This is a genomic window from Qipengyuania mesophila (assembly GCF_019711655.1).
Taxonomy (GTDB): domain Bacteria; phylum Pseudomonadota; class Alphaproteobacteria; order Sphingomonadales; family Sphingomonadaceae; genus Qipengyuania; species Qipengyuania mesophila.
The window spans coordinates 1482218-1503341 of the sequence record NZ_JAIGNU010000001.1 but is presented as its reverse complement, the minus strand read 5'-3'; the positions used below and the strand labels follow the sequence as shown (position 1 = coordinate 1503341).

Sequence of the window (21124 nt, the reverse complement as noted above, 5' to 3'; positions counted from 1 at the left end):
CTAGGCGTGCGAAACTGCCATTTCAACGGGAAACCACTTGTTGCGAGTCGTTAGCAGTCAGAGCTCGTCGAGCATGTCGCGACCGAGCTGCTCGGCCTCGCCCGACCCGAACAGGTCGACCGAGCCGTAGCCATCGGGCCCGAGCATGTCGTTGATGTTCGATTCGCCGCTGGGCTGGAGACGCTTGGGCGTGCGCCCGGTGAAGAAGCGGATTTCCTTGATGAGATGCGCCTGGTCGTAGAACGCCTCGCGGATTTCCGCTTCGAGCTCCTCGGGCAGCTGCGGCATCGACAGCAGCGTGGCGGCACGGACCGCACGATAGCGCCGCACGAGCCGCACCGGCGATTGGCCGAAGAACTGCGCCACCAGTCGCTGCGCCTGGCGCTTCGAATAGGGCAATTGGTCGTAAAGCCGGTCGAGGTCCGGTTTGAACGAGCTCGAAAGCCACTCAAGCGTCCGATCGATGACGGTCAGATGCTGGTCGGGCAGTTGTGAAATCCCCTGCCGGACGATGTCGCTCATCGCGTCAAGCAAGGCGCCGTCGTCGAGCTCGCCCTCGCGCCAGCGCGTAGCCAAGCCTTGGAACTTTCCTGCGAGCGCATCCCCGAGCACCATCGCCGGTTCGAGGAAGCAATCGTGGTAATCATTGACCGAAAGGCCCGACAGAGCTGCCCAACCGCGAAAGTTGAGCGAAACGCCGAACAGAACGGCGGGCCCACTGACGCTGAAATGGCGTGCCTGGCAGAGCGGCGCGAGGAAGAATGCATCGCGGGTTTCGGCGACGGTTTCGTCTTCGAATTGCATCCGCCCCACGCCCTGGCCGAACACGACCATCTGGCCCGAATAGGCGGGCAGCACGTCGTCGAGCTGCTCGCTCGGACTGCGCCAGATATAGAGCGAGTTGAGATACGGCGTCAGATCGCTCGGCGCCGCAACGAATTCGAATGAATGTGACGCAGTGTCACCTTGCGGACCCGACAAACCCCTGTTCCGTTTCTTTCAGCCCCAAAGAATTGTATAAATACGCCAAACCGTACCGCATCGCAATGACCTTGTAGGCGAATCCGGCTGCGCATGGATCTCGGACAAAAAAGGGGGGCGGCCGATTAAGCCGCCCCCGTTGAAGTCGAGAACTCGTTGCAAACTGCACCGAGCCCTTCGGGTCGCAACATTGTGTTAGCCCGACTCCGCGACGATTGATTGTATGCAAGCGACAAGGCGACGGGCGGCGGTTTTTTTCTTGCTTTGCCGGGAGATGCGGCGCCGGTCCGGGAGCGGGGAATGGGCTCGACAGCCACTCGGGGAGACGGCATTGCGCACACCATGCTGTTCGATCTCGCCCGTCCCGCCCTGTTCGCGCTCGATCCCGAACGCGCCCACCGCCTGACCGTCCGCTCACTGGCACTCTCGCCGCGTTCGGGGCCGCCGGCCCCGGGGCCACTGGCGACCACAATCGCCGGTCTGGACTTCCCCAACCCGCTCGGCATGGCCGCCGGTTTCGACAAGGACGGCGAAGTGCCCGACCAATTGCTGGGGCTGGGCTTCGGATTTACCGAGGTCGGTTCGATTACCCCGCGATCGCAGGCGGGCAATCCGAAGCCGCGCCTGTTCCGGCTGGTCGAGGACCGCGCAGTGATCAATCGCATGGGCTTCAACAATGGCGGGGCCGAGCAGGCGCGTAAGCGACTCGCGCGGCGCAAGGGACGCCCCGGCATCGTCGGCATCAATATCGGCGCCAACAAGGACAGCTCGGATCGCATAGCAGACTACGCCGTCATGAGCCGGCTCATGGCCCCGCTCGCCTCCTATCTCGCGGTCAACATCTCCAGTCCCAACACGCCGGGGCTGCGCGCGCTGCAGGACGAGGGCGCGCTCACCGGCCTGCTCGACGCGGTGATCGACGCGCGCGGCGAGGGCGGACCGCCGGTCTTCCTCAAGGTCGCACCCGATCTCGAACCGGCGGATGTAGATGCGATCGCGCGCATCGCGATCGAACGGCAACTCGGTGCGCTGATCGTCTCGAACACGACGATCTCGCGACCCACCCTGCACTCGCGCCATGCGGGAGAAACGGGCGGCCTGTCGGGCGCTCCGTTGCGCGATCTGGCGCAGCAGCGCCTGCGCGACTTCCGCAAGGCGACCGGCGGCGCGATCCCGCTCGTGGGAGTCGGCGGGATCACCAGTGCAGAGGATGCCTGGGCGCGGATCCGCGCCGGTGCGAGCCTCGTCCAGCTCTACAGCGCGATGGTCTACGAGGGACCGGGCCTGCCGTGTCGGATCTTGCGCGGGCTCGAAAAACTGATGCACCGCGATGGTTTCGCTTCGATTGCCGAAGCGGTCGGAAGCGAATAGCCTCGCACGCATGATCAAACCTCTCGTCTCGTCCACCCTGCTGGCGCTCACCCTGTGCGGCTGCGCCACCACTCCCCCACTCGCCTCCTCCCCTGCCGCCACGCCTATCGCATTCGCCGGAGCCGTTTCTGCCGCCGATCCGCGCGCGCAGGCTGCGGGCGAGGAAATGCTTGCACGGGGCGGCAGCGCCACCGATGCCGCGATCGCGGTGATGCTGGCGCTGACCGTGGTCGAGCCGCAGAGTTCGGGCATCGGTGGCGGCGGCTTCATGGTTCGCGGCACGGAGGCAGGCGGTGTCGAGACCTTCGACGGGCGCGAGACTGCCCCTGCCGGAGCGACCCCCGAATGGTTCCTCGACCCCGACGGGAAGGTTCCGCCCTTCATCGAGTCGGTCCGCAGCGGACTATCGGTGGGCGTGCCGGGTAATGTCGCGCTCGCCGCCAAGGCACATCGGGAGCACGGCAAGCTCGCCTGGGCCGAGCTCTTCGGCCCCGCAATCCGGCTGGCGCGCGAGGGGTTCGAGATGAACCCGCGGCTCAATGGCATGCTCGCCATGGCCAAGGACCGCTCGGCGCATACGGCCGCCGCACGCGCGCTGTTCTTCGACGCCTCCGGCAATCCGAAGCCCGTGGGCACGCGCATTACCAACGAGCCGCTCGCACGGACCTTCGAGAAGATCGCCGCCGCGGGTCCCGAGGCGTTCTATTCGGGGGACCTTGCCCAGGAAATTGCCGCGACGGTTGCGGCCGACACGCCGCACGACGGTGCAATGACCTATAGTGATATCACGTCGTACGAGGCGAAGGCGCGCGAAGGTGTCTGCGGCAGCTATCGCGGCTATCGCATCTGCACGATGGGGCCGCCGACTTCCGGCGGGGTCGCGGTGCTGCAAATCCTGGGTCAGCTCGAACGCTTCGATCTCGCCGCGCTGGGCGAGCAGAACCCGGTCACCTGGCACCTGTTCGTCGAATCGCAGCGGCTCGCCTATGCCGATCGCGAACTCTATCTCGCCGACAGCGACTATGTCTCCGTGCCCGTCGCGGGGCTCGTCGATCCGGACTATCTGGCGCAGCGCAGCGCGCTGATCTCGGCAGATGCAACGCTGCCGAATGCGGTCGCCGGCACGCCGCGCGGAGCGCCGCAGTCGCTCTCCGATGGGGACGAGCCTGTCGAGCATGGCACGACGCACTTCGCGGTGGTCGACGCTCAGCGCACCATGGTCAGCTATACCTCGACCGTCGAGGGTCCGTTCGGGTCGGGCCTCATGGTCGGCGGTTTCTTCCTCAACAACGAGCTGACCGACTTCAGCCGCTCGCCCGAGGTCGACGGGAAGCCTGTCGCCAATCGCGTGGAGGGCGGCAAGCGTCCGCGCAGCTCGATGTCGCCCACGGTGATCTGGGACCCCGAAGGAAAGCCCTTCCTCGCAGTGGGCGCCGCGGGCGGAGCCACCATCCCCGTGCAGACTGCGCGCAGCATCGTCGGAGCGATCGATTTCGGCCTTTCGGCGCGCGCCATCCTCGGCCTGCCCTTCATCATGGCTTTCGATGACAAGGTGATGGTGGAGGAGGGCACCTGGCTGGAAGAACAGGCATCGGCCTTCCGCGCGCTCGGACATGGCGAGGTCTTCGTGCGCGAAGCTCCGGTGAAGGCCGGCGCGGTGCTGCGGGGCCCGAAAGGTTGGGACAGCGCGCGCGATCCGCGGCTCGACGGCAAGATCGAAACGCCCTGATCGCGCCAGCCATCCGCTTGCCGAGGCGCTGCGGGCGGCCTAAGCCCGCGCTATTGAATGGTCGCACAAGAAAATAACTGTTGAGGAGCCCAGCCGTGCTGTCGGATATCGATTCCGCCAACAACCTCGTCGAACTCTTCCTGAAGCGCGCTGCCGAGAAGGGCGACCTGCCGTTCCTCGGCGCCATGATCGGGGGAAGCTGGCAGACCATCAGCTGGAAAGAGGCGGCCGAGCAGGTCTGCCTGCTGGCGGAGAACCTGCGCGCGCTGGGCCTGAGAGATGGCGATCGCGTCTGCCTGGTGTCCGAGAACCGGCCCGAATGGTGCATCGCCGATCTCGCGATCATGGCGTCGGGTTGCATTACCGTACCGACCTACATCACCAATACCGAGCGCGACCACGCCCATATTCTCGACAATTCGGGAGCCAAGGCGGTCATCGTCTCGACCGAAAAGCTCCTCCGGCCGCTGCACGGCGCGCTGCAGGCCTCGGGCATTGCCGACCATGTCATCGGCATCGACGACCTTCATCGCCAGCAGTCGAGCGGGTTCCTCTTCCATCGCTGGGACAGCATGTTCGCAGGCGACGCCGCCGAGGCGCGCCAGGCGGTCGAACAGCGCATTGCCGGGATCGGTCGCGGCGACACCGCCTGCATCATCTACACCAGCGGAACCGGGGGTGCGCCGCGCGGCGTGATGCAGCATCACGGCGCGATCCTGTGCAACGTGGCAGGCGCGGCGGAAATCCTGATCGAGGACTTCGGCATCGCCGACGACGAGCGGTTCCTGTCGTTCCTGCCGCTGAGCCATGCCTATGAACATACCGGCGGCCAGTTCCTGCCGATCAGCGTCGGCGCGCAGATCTACTATGCCGAGGGTCTCGAGAAGCTCGCCAGCAACATCGAGGAAACCCGCCCGACGATCATGGTCGTGGTGCCGCGCCTGTTCGAAGTGCTGCGCACGCGCATCATGAAACAGGTCCAGAAGCAGGGCGGGCTGGCCGAGAAGCTGATGAACACCGCGCTGGAGGTTGGCGAGCGCCGCGCCGCAGGCAAGCCCAAGTTCGGCGACGGCCTGCGCGATGCGCTTGTCGGGCGCCTGCTCAAACCCAAGATCCGCCAGCGCTTCGGCGGCCGGATCAAGGCGATGGTTTCGGGAGGCGCCCCGCTCAATCCCGAAGTCGGCATCTTCTTCGAATCGATGGGGCTGACCATGCTGCAGGGCTACGGCCAGACCGAAGCCGGTCCGGTCATCAGCTGCAACCGCCCTGCCGCGGGCATTGCCATGCATTCGGTCGGCCCGGCAATGCGCGGCGTCGATATCCGTATCGCGGAGGACGGCGAAATCCTCGTCCAGGGCGAACTCGTGATGCAGGGCTACTGGCACAACGAGGCCGAGACGGAACGCACGATCAAGGACGGCTGGCTGCATACCGGCGACATCGGTCATGTCGACGACAAGGGCCGGATCGTCATCACCGACCGCAAGAAGGACATGATCGTCAACGACAAGGGCGACAATGTCGCCCCGCAGAAGGTCGAGGGCATGCTGACGCTCCAGCCCGAGATCGGGCAGGCGATGGTGGCCGGGGACAAGAAGCCCTACATCGTCGGACTGATCGTGCCCGACGCCGAATGGACGCTCGAATGGTGCCGCGAGCAGGGCAAGCAATTCGACTGCAAGAAGGTGCAGGAGCTTCCCGAATTCCGCAACGCGGTGCGCGCCGCGGTCGACCGGGTCAACAAGGATCTGTCGGTGGTCGAGAAGGTCCGCCAGTTCGCCTTCGCCGACGAACCCTTCACCATCGAGAACGAGGAAATGACCCCCTCGATGAAGATCCGCCGGCACAAGATCAAGGAACGCTACGCCGAGCGGCTCGACGGGCTGTACCGGAGCTAGTTTGGTTCGCTACTCGCCCTTGATGGCTCTAAACAGGGCTTGAAGAAACCAGACCATGGCGCGACCAAGCGCTAGGCCGAGAAGCGCAAAGGCGAGGGCGTAAACTGCAACTATTGCAGCCACTATTGATGCCTCTGTCAAAGAGCTATCTGCACCCAGTGAGGGCAAGACCAGAGCGCCGCCAACGCCCAGGACTGCGAGCGCGCAAGGCCAAGCGAATGGCCACGATTGCTTCGCGTCCTGCTCAATCCTGCGTGTATTCCGGCAATAAGGCCGGCCACCAGACCCGCGGCATAGAATAAGAAGAAATCAAACACCGCCTATTTCCTAGGCGCGAAACACAACTCCGTCCAACTAGGCCGCCGCTTCCTCGATGAACTCGGGGTAGAAGCTCGGCTGGCGATCGCTCCAGCCGGGCGCGGTGGCGGCGGCTTCGCTGAGCGACTGGAGCAGCATCTTGCGGCGCTCGGGGCGGATCTGCGGTAGCGCGGCGGCGGCACAGAAGGCGCTCGGCAGCCAGGGGCGCACATCGGCGGAAATCAGGCGCTCGTAGAGGAATCGGAAGGCGGAGAAGCTGTCGATCCGTTCCTGCGCGAGGTCGAAGGCGGCCACGCGGGTGAGCTTGCCGACGAAACCCTCGATGCTGTCGAAGCCCGACTGTTCGGGGATCGAGCTGCGCAGCGCCTTCAGCTCCTGATAGGCGACATACTGGCTGCGGATCGCGGCATTTTCGCCGGGATTGCGACCCCAGATGCGAAAGGCGTCGCAGCGGCTCAGACCGATGTCGAGACTGCGGCGGATATAACGCTGTTCGGCGGCGGTGAAGCCGGCGAACTCGCGCATTTCGGCGATAGTCAGCGATGCGGTATGCGTAACGGCCATGATGGCACTCCCCTGCTGCGAGGCCGAGTGTCGCCGAATATGGTTAACAAGCGGTGATCTGCGTCGCATCTCGCCGCCGTCGTGCCGGTCTTCGAGCCAAACGGCCTCGTTAACAAGGACGGCCCGAGCACATGCGAGATAAAGAGTCGCCGCGCACGAATCTGCAGGAGGCGCTAGATCAACCCGGCGAGCGGACTGCTCGGATCGGCATATTTGCGCGTCGCCATCCGACCGGCGAGATAGGCATCGCGCCCCGCCTCGACCGCCAGCTTCATCGCACGGGCCATGCGGATGGGATCCTTCGCCTCGGCGATGGCGGTGTTCATCAGCACGCCGTCGCAACCCAGCTCCATCGCCACCGCCGCATCCGACGCCGTGCCGACGCCGGCATCGACCAGCACCGGTACGTTCGCGCCTTCCTTGATCAAGCGGATCGTCACGCGGTTCTGGATGCCAAGCCCCGAACCGATCGGCGCGCCCAGCGGCATCACGGCAACCGCACCGGCATCCTCGAGCTGCTTGGCCGCGATCGGATCGTCGACGCAATAGACCATCGGCAGGAAGCCTTCCTTGGCGAGCGTTTCGGTCGCGGTGAGCGTTTCGCGCATATCGGGATAGAGCGTGCGCGCCTCACCCAGCACCTCGAGCTTGACGAGGTCCCAGCCGCCCGCCTCACGCGCCAGCCGCAGCGTGCGGATCGCCTCGTCGGCTGTGAAGCAGCCCGCGGTATTGGGGAGGTAGGTGACCTTCTTCGGGTCGATGTAGTCGGTCAGCATCGGTGCCTTGGGATCGCTGACATTGACTCGCCGCACCGCGACGGTGACGATCTCCGCGCCGCTCGCTTCGAGCGCAGCGGCATTCTGCTCGAAATCCTTGTATTTGCCGGTACCGACGATGAGGCGACTCCTGAAGGTCCGTCCGGCGACGCTCCAGGTGTCGTCGCCTTGGCCGCCACCGACGAAGTGGACGATCTCCAGCGTGTCGCCGTCGGCAATCGCGTGTTCGGCCAGCGCGCTGCGCGGCGCGATCACGCCATTATGTTCGACCGCGACCTTTGCGGGATCGAGCTCGAGTTCGCGCACAAGCTCGGCGATGGTGGCGGCAGCGGTGCGGCGGGTTTCGCCATTGACGGTGAGGGCAATCATGCCCGCCCACTTAGTCGGCGTGGCCGTCCTTGCAAGCGCAGGCATGGGAATGGCGCATATTCAGGATGTGTCCGAGCGACACCAGCGCAACCCCGATGATGGTCAGCACGGCTTCCTCGACCCCGTGCGGGACCGCCAGCGCCCCACCCATGAAGGTGAGCCCGGTCATGGCCACGACGAAGGGCGCGGCAACGCGATGGCGCAGCGCGCCCCAGCCGATCGCGACGCCCGCAATCAACGTCGCCAGGAGCAGGCCGAAGCGATGGATATCGGGCGAGAGGAACATTTCGCCGCCCAGACCGAGGCCCGACACGAGCACGATCGAGAGCAGGCAATGCACCGCACAGGCGCCGGAGAGGAATATCCCGGCACGGTCGAGCCTCCGACGAATCGGCGAAATGGCGCGTTGCAACATGACATGCCAGTTATGTTATGGTGTAACCTCTTTCAAGCGGAACCGTGAAAAGCTCTCCTCCGTTCGGCGGTTGCAGCCACCGGACCGGCGCTTTCGAGATTTGCACTTGCGCCGGGGCGACGCGCCAACCACAGACGGGACCATGTCGGATACATTCAAGCAGGGGCGCCCGGTCGCTCTGGCAAATTGGCTGCTGGTCACCGCGGCGATGGTCATCATCATGGTGGCCGTGGGCGGGATCACCCGCCTCACCGAAAGCGGGTTGTCGATCACCCACTGGAGCCCGATCACCGGAGCCATCCCACCGCTCTCCGAAAGCGCCTGGCAGGCCGAGTTCGACCTCTACAAGGCGACGGGCGAATACAAGAACGTGTCAGGGCCGGCAGGCATGGACCTAGCCGCCTTCAAGTTCATCTTCTTCTGGGAATGGTTCCATCGCTTGTGGGGCCGGTTGATCGGACTCGCCTTCGCGCTACCCCTCGCCTGGTTCTGGATCAGGGGCGCCATCCCCGCAGGCTACAAGGGCCGCCTCCTAGCCCTGCTCGCGCTGGGCGGGCTGCAGGGCGTGTTCGGCTGGTTCATGGTGCGCAGCGGACTTTCGGGGACGATGACCGACGTCAGCCACTTCTGGCTGTCGATCCACCTGCTGACCGCGCTTGTCACGCTCGGTGGTCTGGTCTGGACCGCGCTCGACCTGAGGCAGCTTGCAGCGCGCGATGCCGCGCCCGCGCGCTGGACGCTCACGGCCAGCTGGGTCGGAGCGATCGTCTTCCTCCAGTTGCTGCTCGGCGCCTGGGTGGCCGGGCTCAACGCCGGGCTCGCATCGGACAGCTGGCCGCTCATGCAGGGCCGCCTCATACCCGAATACGACGGCTCGAAGGGCCTATTCTGGGCCGCGACGCACGATCCCTTCCTCATCCACTTCCTCCACCGCTGGTGGGCGTGGGTCGCGGTTGTCGCGCTTGTGGTGATGGCACGCCGCGTAAAGCCGCTCGAGCGCAAGGCATCGGTTGCCATCCACTCGGCTTTCGGGACGCAGATCCTGCTCGGCATCGCCGCGGTCGTCACCGGCGTCGCCTTATGGGTGGCGGTGGCGCACCAGATCGTCGGCGCATTGCTCGTGGCGAGCTTCGCTTGGTGCGCCCACGTCCTTGGCCGGCGATGACCGCGCTGATCTATTGCCCCTTTCCCGACGCCGCGAGCGCGGAGACGATCGGTCGCACGCTGATCGACGAGCGACTGATCGCCTGCATCAACATCGGTGGACCGGTCCGCTCGATCTTCGCCTGGAAGGGCGCGGTCGACGAAGGCGAGGAGGTGCCCTGCCTGCTCAAGACGACGGCCAGACTGCTCGAACGCGCCATTGCGCGGCTCGAGGTCTTGCACCCCTATGAAGCGCCCGCAATAACAGGCTGGCATTGCGACGCGGCGGGGGCCGCGACGCAGGCTTGGCTCGACGCACTCTAGGCGTCGTCGTTCAGGGGGAGGGAGCATTGACCGCATACGACCGTCGCATGGTCCTGCGAGCCATGGGTGCGCTCGCTGCGGCTTGCGCCTGGGGCGCCAACCCGAAGGCCTGGGCCTCTGCTGCGACCTTCGTCATCCCACACCGCCCATTCATCCTGCGCCGCGAGCTCGAGCGCGGACTTGCCCATGGAGACTCGCTGCTGGTGATCCGCGAATGGCGGGGTCACTTCGAGCACTCCGAGCGTGGCACGCTGGTGGATGGAGCGCAGATTTCATGCACGGTCGACGCGCCGGCGGTGCTCGAACCGATCGCGGCCATCGAACGCGAACGCATCGCACCCGGGCCCTTTCCGGCGGAACTCGATGCCGAGGGAAGAATTGTCGACGATCCGGCCGTCACGGTGGGAACTGGCAGGACCGCTGCGGTGCGGGCCGCCCTAGTCGTGCTCGAGCGGCTGGGTACCTCGAGCACCGAAATGAGCGAGGCGCGCGAATATCTCGGTCAGCTCGCCGAGGCATCCGGCACGATCATCAGCGAAATTCCGCCCGATCTCTTCTTCCCCGTCGTCGGAGAGGCGAGCGAGCGTCGCGACCTCGCGCTGCCGGGCGGTGTGAAGGGCGAGGTTTTGGTTCAACTGGCCGCCCGTGCGGGACCGGGCGGCCTGCTCGAAAGCCTCGATCGCCGGATTTCCACCCGGATCGGCGAGGATGCCCGCAATTCGCGCGAAACCTGGCACCTGCGCGTGACCTGAAACAGTTGGGGTTTTATTTTACCCCACGCGAGAAGCGCGGAAATACTTGACTGTCAGCCGATCCGGCGCCATTTGCCGCGCGCTTCGCGGGTCCGTAGCTACGGATTCGCCGATTGGCGCCGCTGCCCCGAAAAGGCACGGCACGAACACTAGGAACGGAAACCAGCCATGAAGGCTCTTACGAAGGCCACCCGGTCGATCAAGCCGGCCGAGGTCGAAAAGAAGTGGCACATCATCGACGCCGAAGGTCTCGTCGTCGGTCGTCTCGCCGCCATCATCGCCAACCACCTGCGCGGCAAGCACAAGCCGAGCTACACCCCGCATGTCGATTGCGGCGACCACGTCGTCGTCATCAATGCCGACAAGGTGAAGTTCACCGGCAAGAAGCTGAACGACAAGGTGTATTACAAGCACACCGGCCATCCGGGCGGCATCAAGGAAACCACTCCGGCCAAGGTGCTGGGTGGCAAGTTCCCCGAGCGCGTCCTCGAGAAGGCTGTCGAGCGCATGATCCCGCGCGGCCCGCTCGGCCGTGCGCAGATGCGCGCGCTCCACGTATTCGCCGGCACCGAGCACCCCTATGACGGCCAGAAGCCCGAAACGCTCGACGTTGCCTCGATGAACCGCAAGAACAAGGTTGTCGCATAATGGCCGACGAAACCAAGAACGAAACCGTCTCGGATCTCGCCGATCTGAAGGACATCGCCGGTGACGCGCCCGAGGGCGATTCGGCAGACATCGCTGCAAGCGCCGACGTTCCGCTGCGCGAGCAGGAACTCGACGCGCAGGGTCGTGCCTATGCCACCGGTCGCCGCAAGGACGCCACCGCACGCGTCTGGCTCAAGCCCGGCAGCGGCAAGGTCATCGTCAACGGCAAGGACCAGGAAGTCTATTTCGCGCGTCCGACGCTGCGCCTGATCATCGACCAGCCCTTCACGATCACCGATCGTCAGGGCCAGTACGACGTCGTCGCCACCGTCCGCGGCGGCGGCCTGTCGGGCCAGGCCGGTGCGGTCAAGCACGGCATCAGCCAGGCTCTAGCCAAATACGAACCGGCGCTGCGCAGCACGGTCAAGGCCGCCGGCTTCCTGACCCGCGACAGCCGCGTGGTCGAGCGTAAGAAGTACGGCCGCGCCAAGGCCCGCCGCAGCTTCCAGTTCTCGAAGCGCTAAGGCTACCGATCTTTCGATCACCAGGGGGCGGTTCCGCAAGGAGCCGCCCTTCTTGTTTGTTGCCGCCTAGCGCTGCAGCAGCATGATGCCCCAGGCGAGCGCGGTCGCGGTGAAGAACAGCGGCCAAGACCACCAGACGTCGTACTGGTAGAGCTCGGCCCTATAGATTGCGAGTTGGCCGCCCCTGGAGCCCTGCGATCCGATCGCCAGCGCCACGACAAAGGTAAGTATCGCGCCCATTGGCGCTGCTTTGACGAGTTCCATCGACCTGAGCCTTCCCCTCAGTTTCCGGGGCCGAGCCTAGGTGCGTATCCTTTCGGCAAGGATGCTGGGCGCGCTTAGCGCTCGTGGTTTGGCAAGGCGGTTAACGGAGTCGCCGAAATTCAATGCACCGGCGGATCGACGCGCGGTATCTGATGGACCGGTGCCACGGGCTCGCCGGGCCTGCGCGGCGGCAGAGCGTTTTCGGGCACATCGTCAATTTGCATGTCGGGCGTATCGACGGCGTGGAGGTTGCGCACGGAAACCTTCAGCTTCTCGCCATCCCATTCGATCTCGTTGAAACTCGGCGGGGTCGAGCGCGTGCGCTGCGACAGCGTGCCTGCGCCGATCATCCGCACCGGGCCTTCAGCAGTATCTTCCATGATGTCGAAGGCATCGTGGACGTGACCCGAGAGGACCGCGGCGACACTGCGCCGCGCCAGTTCGCGCAGCGCCTTGCCGCCATGCTTCGTGAGCGCGGTGCCCTGTGTCCCGACTTCGCGGAGAGGGTGGTGAACCGCGACCAGCGCCCTCGTCCCGCGGGGCAGGGCATCGAGTGCCGCCAGACAGCGCTCGAGAGCAGTGCTGCTGACCCAGCCCTTCGACCAGTTCAGCCGGGGCTGCATCCGCACCGCGGTCTTGAGCGGGACGATCGCGAGGCAACCGATGTCGAGCTCCCTTTCGACCTTTTCCTGCATGCCGCGGAACCGGCGATAAGGCGCGAAAAACCGCTCGATCGGATTGAAATAGGGCATGTCGTGATTGCCCACTTCGACTGTGACCGGTGCTTCGAGCGTGTTGATCCACTGCGTCGCCGCCGCGAATTCGCGATGGCGCGCACGCATCGTCAGGTCGCCGGTGATCGCCACCGCGTCGGGCCGCTTCTCGGCAATCTCCCGCTTGACCCAGTCGAGTGCGCGATTGTTTTCGAGCCCGAAATGGATGTCGGAGAGGTGGAATATCCGGCGGAAGTCAGAAGCCATGCGCGGTCGCTAGCAGATCGACGGGACATTCCACCACCGAGAATTCGGCGCGGGAGCCGAGCGTCCCGGGTTCGCCGTCGAGAAGGACATCGAGGTCCTCGCCCGCGCAGTTCTCGATCACCAGCCGATCGTAAAGGCCGAGCCGTTCGTGCGGACCTTCGCGGAAACGCCGCCGCAGCAAGGCCCAGCCTTGCTGAAGGAATTCACCGGTGGTCTCGGGGCGATAGCCGTCGACCTGCAGGCCGCGATGACTCGGGACGAGCTCGATCAGCGGGTAGCCGTCTTCGTGACCGATCACCGGATCCACCATGCACACCCGCGGACCGCCCGTGGTCTCCGCAAAGGCCTCGCCCGTCCCGCGGGCGAGGCCGCCAATGTCGAAATCGCGCATCGCTTCACGCACTTCGCCCCAGGCGGTACCGGGCCCTACGAGCAGCCCGGCGTGCGCGTGGCCTGCGCTACAGCTCGCCATCATCGGGCGGACCGCGCGATAGGCACCGCGATGGATGCAGTCGAGGATTGCCTCGCAGTCTGTCTCCTCGCCATGGAGCCGCGCGCACAGGAGATTCATCGTGCCACCCGGCAAGACGAGCACTTCGCCTTCCCAGCCTGCCACCGCCTCGATCACGGCATTGAGGCTGCCGTCGCCCGTAAAGACGATCAGCCGGTCGACATCCGCATCGCGCAACGCGCTGCAGCGCGGCAGGTCCTCGGTCGGAAATTCGATCGTCTTCTCGGGCGACAGGTCGCGCGCCGCCAGCATCTGCTCGAGCGCGTCGCGCGCAGCATCGCTGTTGCTGCCGCTGCGCGCATTGACGACCAGCCATGCTTTCGTTGCTGCCATGTCGATGAAGCGCCGAGCCGCGATCGCGGTTCCCGCCCGTTCAAAATCGCTCGGTCAGCAGCAGCCATCCGGTTATGGCATTGAGGACGCTGTAGAAACCATAGACCCAGGCCGCAGTCGGCCAGCCATTGGCGGTCAGCAACATGCTGGCGAGCAGCATGAGGAACTCGAATAGGAGCGAGAGACGGCCGCCGCGCGCCCGCAAGGCTGCGGGTAGCGTGCCGACAAGCGGATGCCCCGATTCGAGCACGGCCTTGTGAATGGCGAAATTCGCTGTTCCGAGAAGGAAGAGGACGATGATCGGCATCGATCAACGCCTTACGCCCGTCGCCCGCCGATTGCCAATCGCGGTTGGTCGGCGATCATCCGCTACCGGTCCATTGTATTGGCTGTCGGTCGATCACAACGTGCGACTACAGTTGTAGCCATGCAATACAGTTCGTGCGGCGGGCCTCTCCCCCCAATGATCGGGTCCGCCGCAGACCCGGAGGAGAACCCATGAAGACGACCCTCGCAATCCTGGCCGCCGCAGGCCTCGCCCTGTCGGCCACCACGGCCCAGGCCAAATCGGTCTTGGTCACCTATGACGATCTCGATCTCGGCAGTGTCGCCGGCCAGAACGTGCTCACGCAGCGGATCGACAAGGCCGCGCGCGAAGTCTGCGGACACAAGCGCGGCGGCACACGCAACCTGCGCTTCGACATGGAAACCCGCGCCTGTTTCGAAAAGGCCAAGGCGAGCGCCGGGGCCGAAATGGCCGCGCGCGTCAACGACGAGGCCTTGGGCGGCTAATACCCCGAGTCCGCCCACCTGCGGACCCTGGCCGGATGCAGTCCCCCGGCCGGGGTCCATTTTTTTGGATCGCCTGGATTGGCTTGCGCGGACGCGATCAGCGTCCCGCCATCGCCTTGACCTTGGGCAGATACGTGCGACCGATGCGGAGCGTTTCGCCATCGTCCAGTTCGACCGACCAGACTCCCAGGCCGTCGTGTCGCAAGCCGGAAATGCGGTCCTTGCGGAGGATAGTCGATCGATGGATGCGGATGAACTTTTCGGGATCGAGACGCTTCTCCAACCCTGCGATGGTCTGCAGCAGCAAGTAGGTCCGGGCCGCTTCGCCCTCTCCGACATGCAGGCGCACATAGTCGCGTTCGGCGTCGATCCGGCCAACCTCCGATGTCGCGATGCGGATCAGCTCCGAGCGATGCGGGATCCACAATTCTTCCAGCCAGGCGCTCTCCGAGCGTTCGCCGTCTCCGCGTCGCGCCATCGCCCGAGCCACCGCCCGCTCGAGCCGCTCGGGCTTGACCGGCTTGAGGACGTAGTCGACCGCGTCGAGATCGAAGGCCTCCACCGCATAATTGTCATGTGCGGTGACGAAGATCACTGCCGGGCGCTGCCCTTTCTTCGCGAGTGCCTTGGCGACCGAAATGCCGTCGACTTCGGGCATGGTCATGTCGAGCAGGATGAGATCGGGCTGAAGGGCATCGACCAGCCTCAGGGCCTGTGCGCCATCGCTCGCAGTGCCGACGACCTGCAACTCGCCGATCTTAGCGCAGATGACCTGCATCCGCTCGACCGCGAGCGGTTCGTCATCGACGATCAGCGTCTTGAGTTTCTCATTCTCTTCGTCAGCCATGCTTCACCATCGGTAGCCTCAGTTCGGTTTCATAGCCGGTCAACGAAGGGCCCGAGACGATTGTGGCGGCATTGCCGAAACGCGCTTCGAGCCGGTCGCGGACATTGGCGAGACCGATGCCGAAACCGTGCTTGTTCTCCGTGGAATTCGCCACGCCCGGTCCGTCGTCGCTGACCGTCAAAACCAGCCGGCCATATTCCTCGCGCGCGGCTATCGTGATCGTCACCGGCTTGCTCGAGGCGGATACGCCGTATTTGACCGAGTTCTCGACCAGTGGCTGGAGGATCATCCCGGGCACCTTGTAGCCCGCCAGTTCGGAAGGCAGGTCGACCCGCACCCTGAGCCGCTCGGGAAAGCGCACCGATTCGATTTCGAGATAGTGCTCCTGCAAGTCGATCTCGTCCTCAAGGCTGACGTCGCCGGTCGAATCGTCGGCAAGGCTGTGGCGGTAGAAACGCGAGATGGTCTGGATCATCTGCTCGGCCCGCTCGGCCTTGCCCGTCATCACCAGCGCCGAGAGCGAGTTGAGCGTGTTGAACAGGAAGTGCGGGTTCACCTGGTAGCGCAGCGAACGGAGTTCGGCCGCCTTGGCCGCGCTGCGGAACCGCTCGCCCCGCCGTTCGGCTGCCCGGGCCTGCGCCCCCGCCAGCAGGGCGAGAAACAGGGCAGCCCAGGCGAGCAGCAGGAAATACCGCCCGATGGCGAGGTCGAAAGTCATGCGCCATTGGTCGAGCGAGGTGGGCGCGGGCGCGATGACCACGCTCTGCGGAGTCGCCTCTTCGGCATCTTCGACGTCTTCATCCATTTGCTTGCGCGGCAGGTCGATGAGCAGATTGCCGGCATCGTCCCGACGGAGCGCGATGCCGCGTTCCTTGCCCATTTGCTCTTCGACCTTGGCTTCGATCGAATCGAAGATCCAGCGATTGACCTGGGCGATCATGATGGCACCGGGCATCGCCGCGATCAGCGCCACGGCGATCTTGATTCCCAGCGCCCGGTTCTCGACCGCGCGCAGCAGCAGCCACAACAGGCCAGTCACCCCGACACCGAACGTGCAGACCAGCGCGCGGCGCCACAGCAGTTCGTCCTGAAATTCCAGCCCGACGATCACACCGCGCAGGGTGATGAGCAGGAAATAGCACAGCCAGACGCCGACCATCGAGGCCAGCACGACCTTGCCTGAGAGGCGTTCGCTTTCGGGATTCATCTGGCGTTCATCGATCGACACGCTTTGCGATGTGCCCATTTGCACCGGCAAATGCCAGCGCGGCGGTCGAACGGGCAACGCGGTTGGTCGAGCGTCCTGCTATTCGGCGGGTTCTAGGTCGCCTTCGGCGATACGGCGGCGCCATTCGGCGGGAGCGAGCGTGTGGACGTTGTTGCCCTCCGCATCCACGGCGACGGTGACCGGCATGTCCTGCACCTCGAACTCGTAGATCGCCTCCATGCCGAGATCCTCGAAGGCGACGACCTTGGCGCCCTTGATCGCGCGGCTGACTAGATAGGCCGCGCCGCCGGTCGCCATGAGATAGGCGACCTTGAACTTGCTGATCACCTCGACTGCATTGTGCCCGCGCTCGGCCTTGCCGATCATCGCCAGCAGACCGAGGTCGAGCATCATCTCGGTGAACTTGTCCATCCGCGTGGCTGTGGTCGGGCCTGCCGGGCCGACGACCTCGCCCATAACCGGATCAACCGGCCCGACGTAGTAGATCGCGCGACCCTTGAAATCGACCGGCAGCTCCTCGCCCTTATCCAGCATGTCGTGGATGCGCTTGTGCGCCGCGTCGCGCCCGGTGAGCATCTTGCCCGAAAGGAGCAGGCGGTCGCCATGGTTCCAGCTGGCCACTTCCTCGGGCGTGAGTGCGTCGAGATTGACGCGCTTCGCCGCCGCATCCGGTTTCCATGTTACCTGCGGGTACTCCGCTATGTTGGGGGGATCGAGATAGGCAGGTCCCGATCCGTCGAGCGTGAAATGCGCGTGACGCGTCGCGGCGCAATTGGGGATCATCGCCACCGGCTTGCCCGCGGCATGGCAAGGCCAGTCGAGGATCTTGACGTCGAGCACGGTCGACAGGCCGCCGAGTCCCTGCGCGCCCACGCCTGTCGCGTTGACCGCGTCGAAAATGTCGATCCGCAACTGCTCGATATCGCTCTGCGCCCCCCGCGCCTTCAGCTGCGCCATGTTGATCGGGTCCATCAGGCTGAGCTTGGCGAGCCTCATGCAATGCTCGGCGGTGCCGCCGATACCGATGCCGAGCATACCCGGCGGGCACCAGCCGGCGCCCATCGAGGGAATCTGCTCGATCACCCAGTCGACGATATTGTCGGACGGGTTCATCATCTTGAACTTCGACTTGTTCTCGCTGCCGCCGCCCTTGGCCGCGACGTCGACACCGACGGTGTCGCCCGGTACCATGTCGACCGACAGGACGCAGGGCGTGTTGTCGCGCGTGTTGCGGCGGGTGAAGGCCGGATCGGCGAGGATCGAGGCGCGCAGCTTGTTGTCGGGATGGTTGTAGGCTTGCCGTACGCCCTCATCGACGACCTCCTGCAACGAACGCTCGCTGTCGAGGCGGCAGTTCATGCCCCATTTGACGAAGACGTTGACGATGCCCGTGTCCTGGCAGATCGGCCGATGCCCTTCGGCGCACATGCGGCTGTTGGTCAGGATTTGCGCGATCGCGTCTTTCGCCGCGGGCCCTTTCTCGGCCTCGTAGGCTTCGCCGAGCGCGCGGATATAATCCATCGGGTGGTAATAGGAGATATATTGGAGCGCGTCGGCCACGCTCTCGATCAGGTCGTCTTCGCTGATGACGGTCATGTCGCTCATCGCCGCAAATTCCCATGTTGCAGATTTGCGCTCCCCGATAGGCGCGTTTGCCGCCATCGGTCAAAGCGCTTGGCCGCAAGGGGCCTTGCGCCTAAGGCAACCGGAGCTTGCATAAGCGTGTTATTGTTGTAATACAGCTCGCGGAACGACCATGACCCTGACCACCACTCGCCCCGATTTCGCTGCCGCCCGCAAGGCGATGATCGACAGCCAGCTGCGCACCAGCGGCGTCAACGACGCCTTCGTGCTCGAGCGCATGAATGCTGTCGCGCGCGAGGATTTCGTGCCCGAGAATGCCAAGGCGACCGCCTATATGGACCGCGCGATCCGGCTCGAGGATGGCGGCTTCCTGCCCGCCCCGGTGTTTCATGGAGCGATGCTCGCCGAAGCGCGCCCCTCAGTGGAAGACCGTGTGCTCGTGATCGATGCCGGCAGCGGCTATCTGCCTGCGCTGGTCGAACCGCTGGTCGGCAAGCTCGACACCATCGCGCCCGACACGGCGGCCAATGGCGGCAAGCGCGGCGACTATACGCTCGTCCTTGTCGACGGGGCTATCGAACATGTCCCGCCTGCGCTGGCCAAGCTGGTCACCGAAGGTGGCCGGATCGTCACCGGCATGGTCGATCGCGGCGTTACCCGCCTCGCGACGGGCCGCAAATCGGGCAAGGCGCTGGCGCTTCTGCCGCTTGCCGAAATGGGAATCCCGCGGCTCGGTGCATTCGACCGGCCGCAAAGCTGGAGTTTCTGAATGCATCGCGGAGGGATCGTAAAATCGCTGATTCTTGGGGCGAGCGTCGCAGCGCTGTCGCTGCCTGCCGCTGCCTGGGCTGACACGCTGCAGGAGGCCCTGACCGAAGCATATCTGCATAATCCCACGCTGCTCGCCGCACGTGCGGGCCAGCGCGCGACCGACGAAAACGTCGCCATCGAACGTAGCGCGGGCCTGCCCAGCGTCACCGGCACCGCAAGCTATACCGAGATCGTCGAAGGAGCATCGACAAGCGGTCCCAACCGCTTCTTCGGTGCGGGCGTCGACCTCGGTGTGCCGATCTATTCGGGCGGTGCGGTGCGCAATTCGATCCGCGGAGCCAAGAGCCGCGTCGAAGCGGGTCAGGCCGACCTTCGCGGGACAGAAAGCTCGATTTTCACCCAGGTGGTTGCCGCCTACATGGATGTGCTGCGTGGCGAGGCTCTGGCGTCGCTTTCGGGCAACCAGGTCGACGTGCTGACCGTCAATTTGCAGGCCACCAGTGATCGCTTCGAGATCGGCGATCTGACCCGCACCGATGTGGCCCAGTCGCAGTCGCGCCTCGCGCTTGCGCAGGGCGACTATCGCAATTCGCAAGCCAACCTCATCACCGCGCGCGAGAACTACATTGCGCTTGTCGGAAAGGCGCCCGACGATCTCCAGCCGCCGCCGCCGCTGCCCAACCTGCCGGCCAGCGTCGACGAGGCGGTCGATTACGCACTCGCTAACAATCCCGACCTGATCGCAGCCAAGGAACGGGCCGAAGCCTCGAGCTATGACATCGACGTCGCCGGTTCGGGGCGCCTGCCGCAGGTCTCGGTCTTTGCCGGTTACGATTACCAGAACACGCTCAATTCCCTGCGCCAGCTCGACGGCACCGTCTCCCCGATACAGAGCGGCAAGGACGCTCAGATCGGCGTGTCGCTCCGCATGCCGCTGTTCCAGGGCGGACGACCGGCGGCGCTCGAACGGCAGGCCCAGGCCCGCTCGGCGGCTGCACTCGAGCAGGTCATCGGCGCCGAGCGCGACACGATCGCGCAGGTCCGCTCGGCATGGTCGAGCTGGCAGGCATCGCTCGCGGTCATCGAGAGCAGCCAGGTGGCCGTCGATGCCGCGTCGTTGAGCCTCGAAGGTGTCCGCGCCGAGAATTCGATCGGCAGCCGCCAGATCCTCGACGTGCTCAACGCCGAGCAGGAACTGCTGAGCGCGCGAGTCCAGCTGGTGACTGCGCGGCGCAACGCCTATGTCGCGGGCTTCAGCCTGCTCGCCGCCATGGGCCGAGCAGAAGCGCGCGACCTCGGTTTCATAGGCGAAGGCCTGCTCTACGACCCGGTCGAAAATTACGACCGAGTGCGTGGCAAGGTTTGGGACTGGGACCGTGATCCCGACCCTGTCGCCACCGCCACGAGCACGGTCGATGTGGCCGCGCCCGATGCGAGCGTTCCCGAAGTTGGTGAAAACGAAACTGTTTCAGGCTATTGAACTCTTGTATCGAATCGGGACACGCCGATTCGCAATGGGGGCCTGAGTAACGATGCAACAGCCGGGTGAACCTTCGGTCGAGGAGATCCTCGATTCGATCAAGAAGGTGATTGCGCGCGACAACCGCGAGGGCGCTCTGCTCGAGCGTCGGCGGCGCGCTGCGCCGACGGCGAGCCACGGTCCCGCCGAACCCGCCGACGCGGAGGAAGCGGAGGAAGTTCTCGAGCTCGCCGAGGAAAGCGTCCTCGACGACGAGTTGCATGACGACGAGAGCGAGGCCGACGCGCTGACCCGCGGCGACACGCGTGAGGCCATGCGCCAGAATTTCGCCGCGCTCGCCATGCTCGCCAAGCCGGGTAAGCAGCCGCAGATCGTCCGCTCGGGCGAAACCTCGCTCGAGGGACTGACGCGCGAGATGCTGCGTCCGATGCTCGCCCAGTGGCTCGACGACAATCTTCCCGGAATGGTCGAGGATCTGGTCAAGGCCGAGATCGCGCGGATCGCCGGCAAACGCAGCTAGGC

23 protein-coding genes are annotated in these 21124 nt (G+C 65.1%); 12 read left to right on the top strand and 11 right to left on the bottom strand.

The genetic code is table 11. From position 1 onward, the window contains the following. Window positions 1–57: 57 nt before the first annotated feature. A complete protein-coding gene (locus K3181_RS07540; RefSeq protein WP_221602382.1) occupies window positions 58–981 on the bottom strand; it encodes a helix-turn-helix transcriptional regulator in 924 nt (307 codons plus the stop codon). A gap of 342 nt (window positions 982–1323) precedes the next feature. On the opposite strand from K3181_RS07540, the gene K3181_RS07535 reads away from it, so the two are divergent. From K3181_RS07535 to K3181_RS07525, 3 genes are all read left to right on the top strand, one after another. Further along, window positions 1324–2352, top strand: a complete 1029-nt coding sequence (locus tag K3181_RS07535) for a quinone-dependent dihydroorotate dehydrogenase (protein WP_221602381.1) — start codon at window positions 1324–1326, stop codon at window positions 2350–2352. A gap of 10 nt (window positions 2353–2362) precedes the next feature. Beyond that, the gene (gene ggt, locus K3181_RS07530) at window positions 2363–4081 is read left to right on the top strand and encodes a gamma-glutamyltransferase (RefSeq protein ID WP_221602380.1); all 1719 of its coding nucleotides are present in this window, start codon (window positions 2363–2365) and stop codon (window positions 4079–4081) included. Between the two features lie 95 nt (window positions 4082–4176). Then, entirely contained in the window at window positions 4177–5979 is a 1803-nt protein-coding gene (locus K3181_RS07525) for an AMP-dependent synthetase/ligase (RefSeq protein WP_221602379.1), read from the top strand. Between the two features lie 354 nt (window positions 5980–6333). Here the strand turns inward: K3181_RS07525 and K3181_RS07520 are convergent, their stop codons facing one another. The 3 genes from K3181_RS07520 to K3181_RS07510 all read right to left on the bottom strand — a co-directional run bounded on the left by K3181_RS07520 (window position 6334) and on the right by K3181_RS07510 (window position 8421). Continuing rightward, complete coding sequence (locus K3181_RS07520) at window positions 6334–6861, bottom strand: hypothetical protein (RefSeq protein WP_221602378.1); 528 nt, start codon at window positions 6859–6861, stop codon at window positions 6334–6336. A 173-nt stretch (window positions 6862–7034) separates the two neighbouring features. Continuing rightward, entirely contained in the window at window positions 7035–8006 is a 972-nt protein-coding gene (gene thiS / locus K3181_RS07515; RefSeq protein ID WP_221602377.1) for a sulfur carrier protein ThiS, read from the bottom strand. A 10-nt stretch (window positions 8007–8016) separates the two neighbouring features. Further along, a complete protein-coding gene (locus K3181_RS07510) occupies window positions 8017–8421 on the bottom strand; it encodes a MerC domain-containing protein (RefSeq protein WP_221602376.1) in 405 nt (134 codons plus the stop codon). A gap of 142 nt (window positions 8422–8563) precedes the next feature. Here K3181_RS07510 and K3181_RS07505 point away from each other — a divergent pair, with 142 nt between their 5' ends. From K3181_RS07505 to rpsI, 5 genes are all read left to right on the top strand, one after another. Beyond that, a complete protein-coding gene (locus K3181_RS07505; protein WP_221602375.1) occupies window positions 8564–9586 on the top strand; it encodes a COX15/CtaA family protein in 1023 nt (340 codons plus the stop codon). Further along, the gene (cutA, locus tag K3181_RS07500) at window positions 9583–9888 is read left to right on the top strand and encodes a divalent-cation tolerance protein CutA (RefSeq protein WP_221602374.1); all 306 of its coding nucleotides are present in this window, start codon (window positions 9583–9585) and stop codon (window positions 9886–9888) included. Before K3181_RS07505 ends, cutA begins: the two co-directional genes overlap by 4 nt. A 26-nt stretch (window positions 9889–9914) precedes the next feature. Continuing rightward, entirely contained in the window at window positions 9915–10640 is a 726-nt protein-coding gene (locus K3181_RS07495; RefSeq protein WP_221602373.1) for a hypothetical protein, read from the top strand. A gap of 168 nt (window positions 10641–10808) precedes the next feature. Next, complete coding sequence (gene rplM / locus K3181_RS07490) at window positions 10809–11288, top strand: 50S ribosomal protein L13 (protein WP_221602372.1); 480 nt, start codon at window positions 10809–10811, stop codon at window positions 11286–11288. Continuing rightward, entirely contained in the window at window positions 11288–11812 is a 525-nt protein-coding gene (gene rpsI, locus K3181_RS07485; RefSeq protein ID WP_247714898.1) for a 30S ribosomal protein S9, read from the top strand. Before rplM ends, rpsI begins: the two co-directional genes overlap by 1 nt. Window positions 11813–11878: 66 nt before the next feature. Here rpsI and K3181_RS07480 read toward each other — a convergent pair whose 3' ends face one another. The 4 genes from K3181_RS07480 to K3181_RS07465 all read right to left on the bottom strand — a co-directional run bounded on the left by K3181_RS07480 (window position 11879) and on the right by K3181_RS07465 (window position 14207). Beyond that, window positions 11879–12076 carry a hypothetical protein gene (locus tag K3181_RS07480; RefSeq protein WP_221602371.1) on the bottom strand — a complete coding sequence of 66 codons (198 nt, stop codon included), beginning with the start codon at window positions 12074–12076 and terminating at the stop codon, window positions 11879–11881. Between the two features lie 119 nt (window positions 12077–12195). Continuing rightward, window positions 12196–13056 carry a metallophosphoesterase family protein gene (locus K3181_RS07475; protein WP_221602370.1) on the bottom strand — a complete coding sequence of 287 codons (861 nt, stop codon included), beginning with the start codon at window positions 13054–13056 and terminating at the stop codon, window positions 12196–12198. Continuing rightward, entirely contained in the window at window positions 13046–13900 is an 855-nt protein-coding gene (locus K3181_RS07470; protein WP_221602369.1) for a diacylglycerol/lipid kinase family protein, read from the bottom strand. Before K3181_RS07470 ends, K3181_RS07475 begins: the two co-directional genes overlap by 11 nt. A 40-nt stretch (window positions 13901–13940) precedes the next feature. Further along, the gene (locus K3181_RS07465; RefSeq protein ID WP_221602368.1) at window positions 13941–14207 is read right to left on the bottom strand and encodes a hypothetical protein; all 267 of its coding nucleotides are present in this window, start codon (window positions 14205–14207) and stop codon (window positions 13941–13943) included. Between the two features lie 191 nt (window positions 14208–14398). On the opposite strand from K3181_RS07465, the gene K3181_RS07460 reads away from it, so the two are divergent. Then, the gene (locus K3181_RS07460; RefSeq protein WP_221602367.1) at window positions 14399–14692 is read left to right on the top strand and encodes a UrcA family protein; all 294 of its coding nucleotides are present in this window, start codon (window positions 14399–14401) and stop codon (window positions 14690–14692) included. Window positions 14693–14789: 97 nt separating this feature from the next. On the opposite strand, the gene K3181_RS07455 is transcribed toward K3181_RS07460, so the two are convergent. From K3181_RS07455 to K3181_RS07445, 3 genes are all read right to left on the bottom strand, one after another. After that, the gene (locus tag K3181_RS07455) at window positions 14790–15539 is read right to left on the bottom strand and encodes a LytR/AlgR family response regulator transcription factor (RefSeq protein ID WP_221602366.1); all 750 of its coding nucleotides are present in this window, start codon (window positions 15537–15539) and stop codon (window positions 14790–14792) included. After that, window positions 15532–16767, bottom strand: a complete 1236-nt coding sequence (locus K3181_RS07450) for a sensor histidine kinase (RefSeq protein WP_345725459.1) — start codon at window positions 16765–16767, stop codon at window positions 15532–15534. Before K3181_RS07450 ends, K3181_RS07455 begins: the two co-directional genes overlap by 8 nt. 78 nt (window positions 16768–16845) lie before the next feature. Further along, a complete protein-coding gene (locus tag K3181_RS07445; RefSeq protein ID WP_221602870.1) occupies window positions 16846–18363 on the bottom strand; it encodes a fumarate hydratase in 1518 nt (505 codons plus the stop codon). Window positions 18364–18523: 160 nt separating this feature from the next. Between K3181_RS07445 and K3181_RS07440 the strand changes: the two genes are divergently transcribed. From K3181_RS07440 to K3181_RS07430, 3 genes are read left to right on the top strand one after another with little or no spacing between them, the layout of a single operon-like run. Then, window positions 18524–19120, top strand: a complete 597-nt coding sequence (locus tag K3181_RS07440) for a protein-L-isoaspartate O-methyltransferase family protein (protein ID WP_221602365.1) — start codon at window positions 18524–18526, stop codon at window positions 19118–19120. Continuing rightward, window positions 19121–20602, top strand: a complete 1482-nt coding sequence (locus K3181_RS07435) for a TolC family outer membrane protein (RefSeq protein ID WP_221602364.1) — start codon at window positions 19121–19123, stop codon at window positions 20600–20602. It abuts the gene before it with no gap. Between the two features lie 52 nt (window positions 20603–20654). Next, window positions 20655–21122 carry a DUF2497 domain-containing protein gene (locus K3181_RS07430; RefSeq protein ID WP_221602363.1) on the top strand — a complete coding sequence of 156 codons (468 nt, stop codon included), beginning with the start codon at window positions 20655–20657 and terminating at the stop codon, window positions 21120–21122. The last annotated feature ends 2 nt before the right edge of the window (window positions 21123–21124 follow it).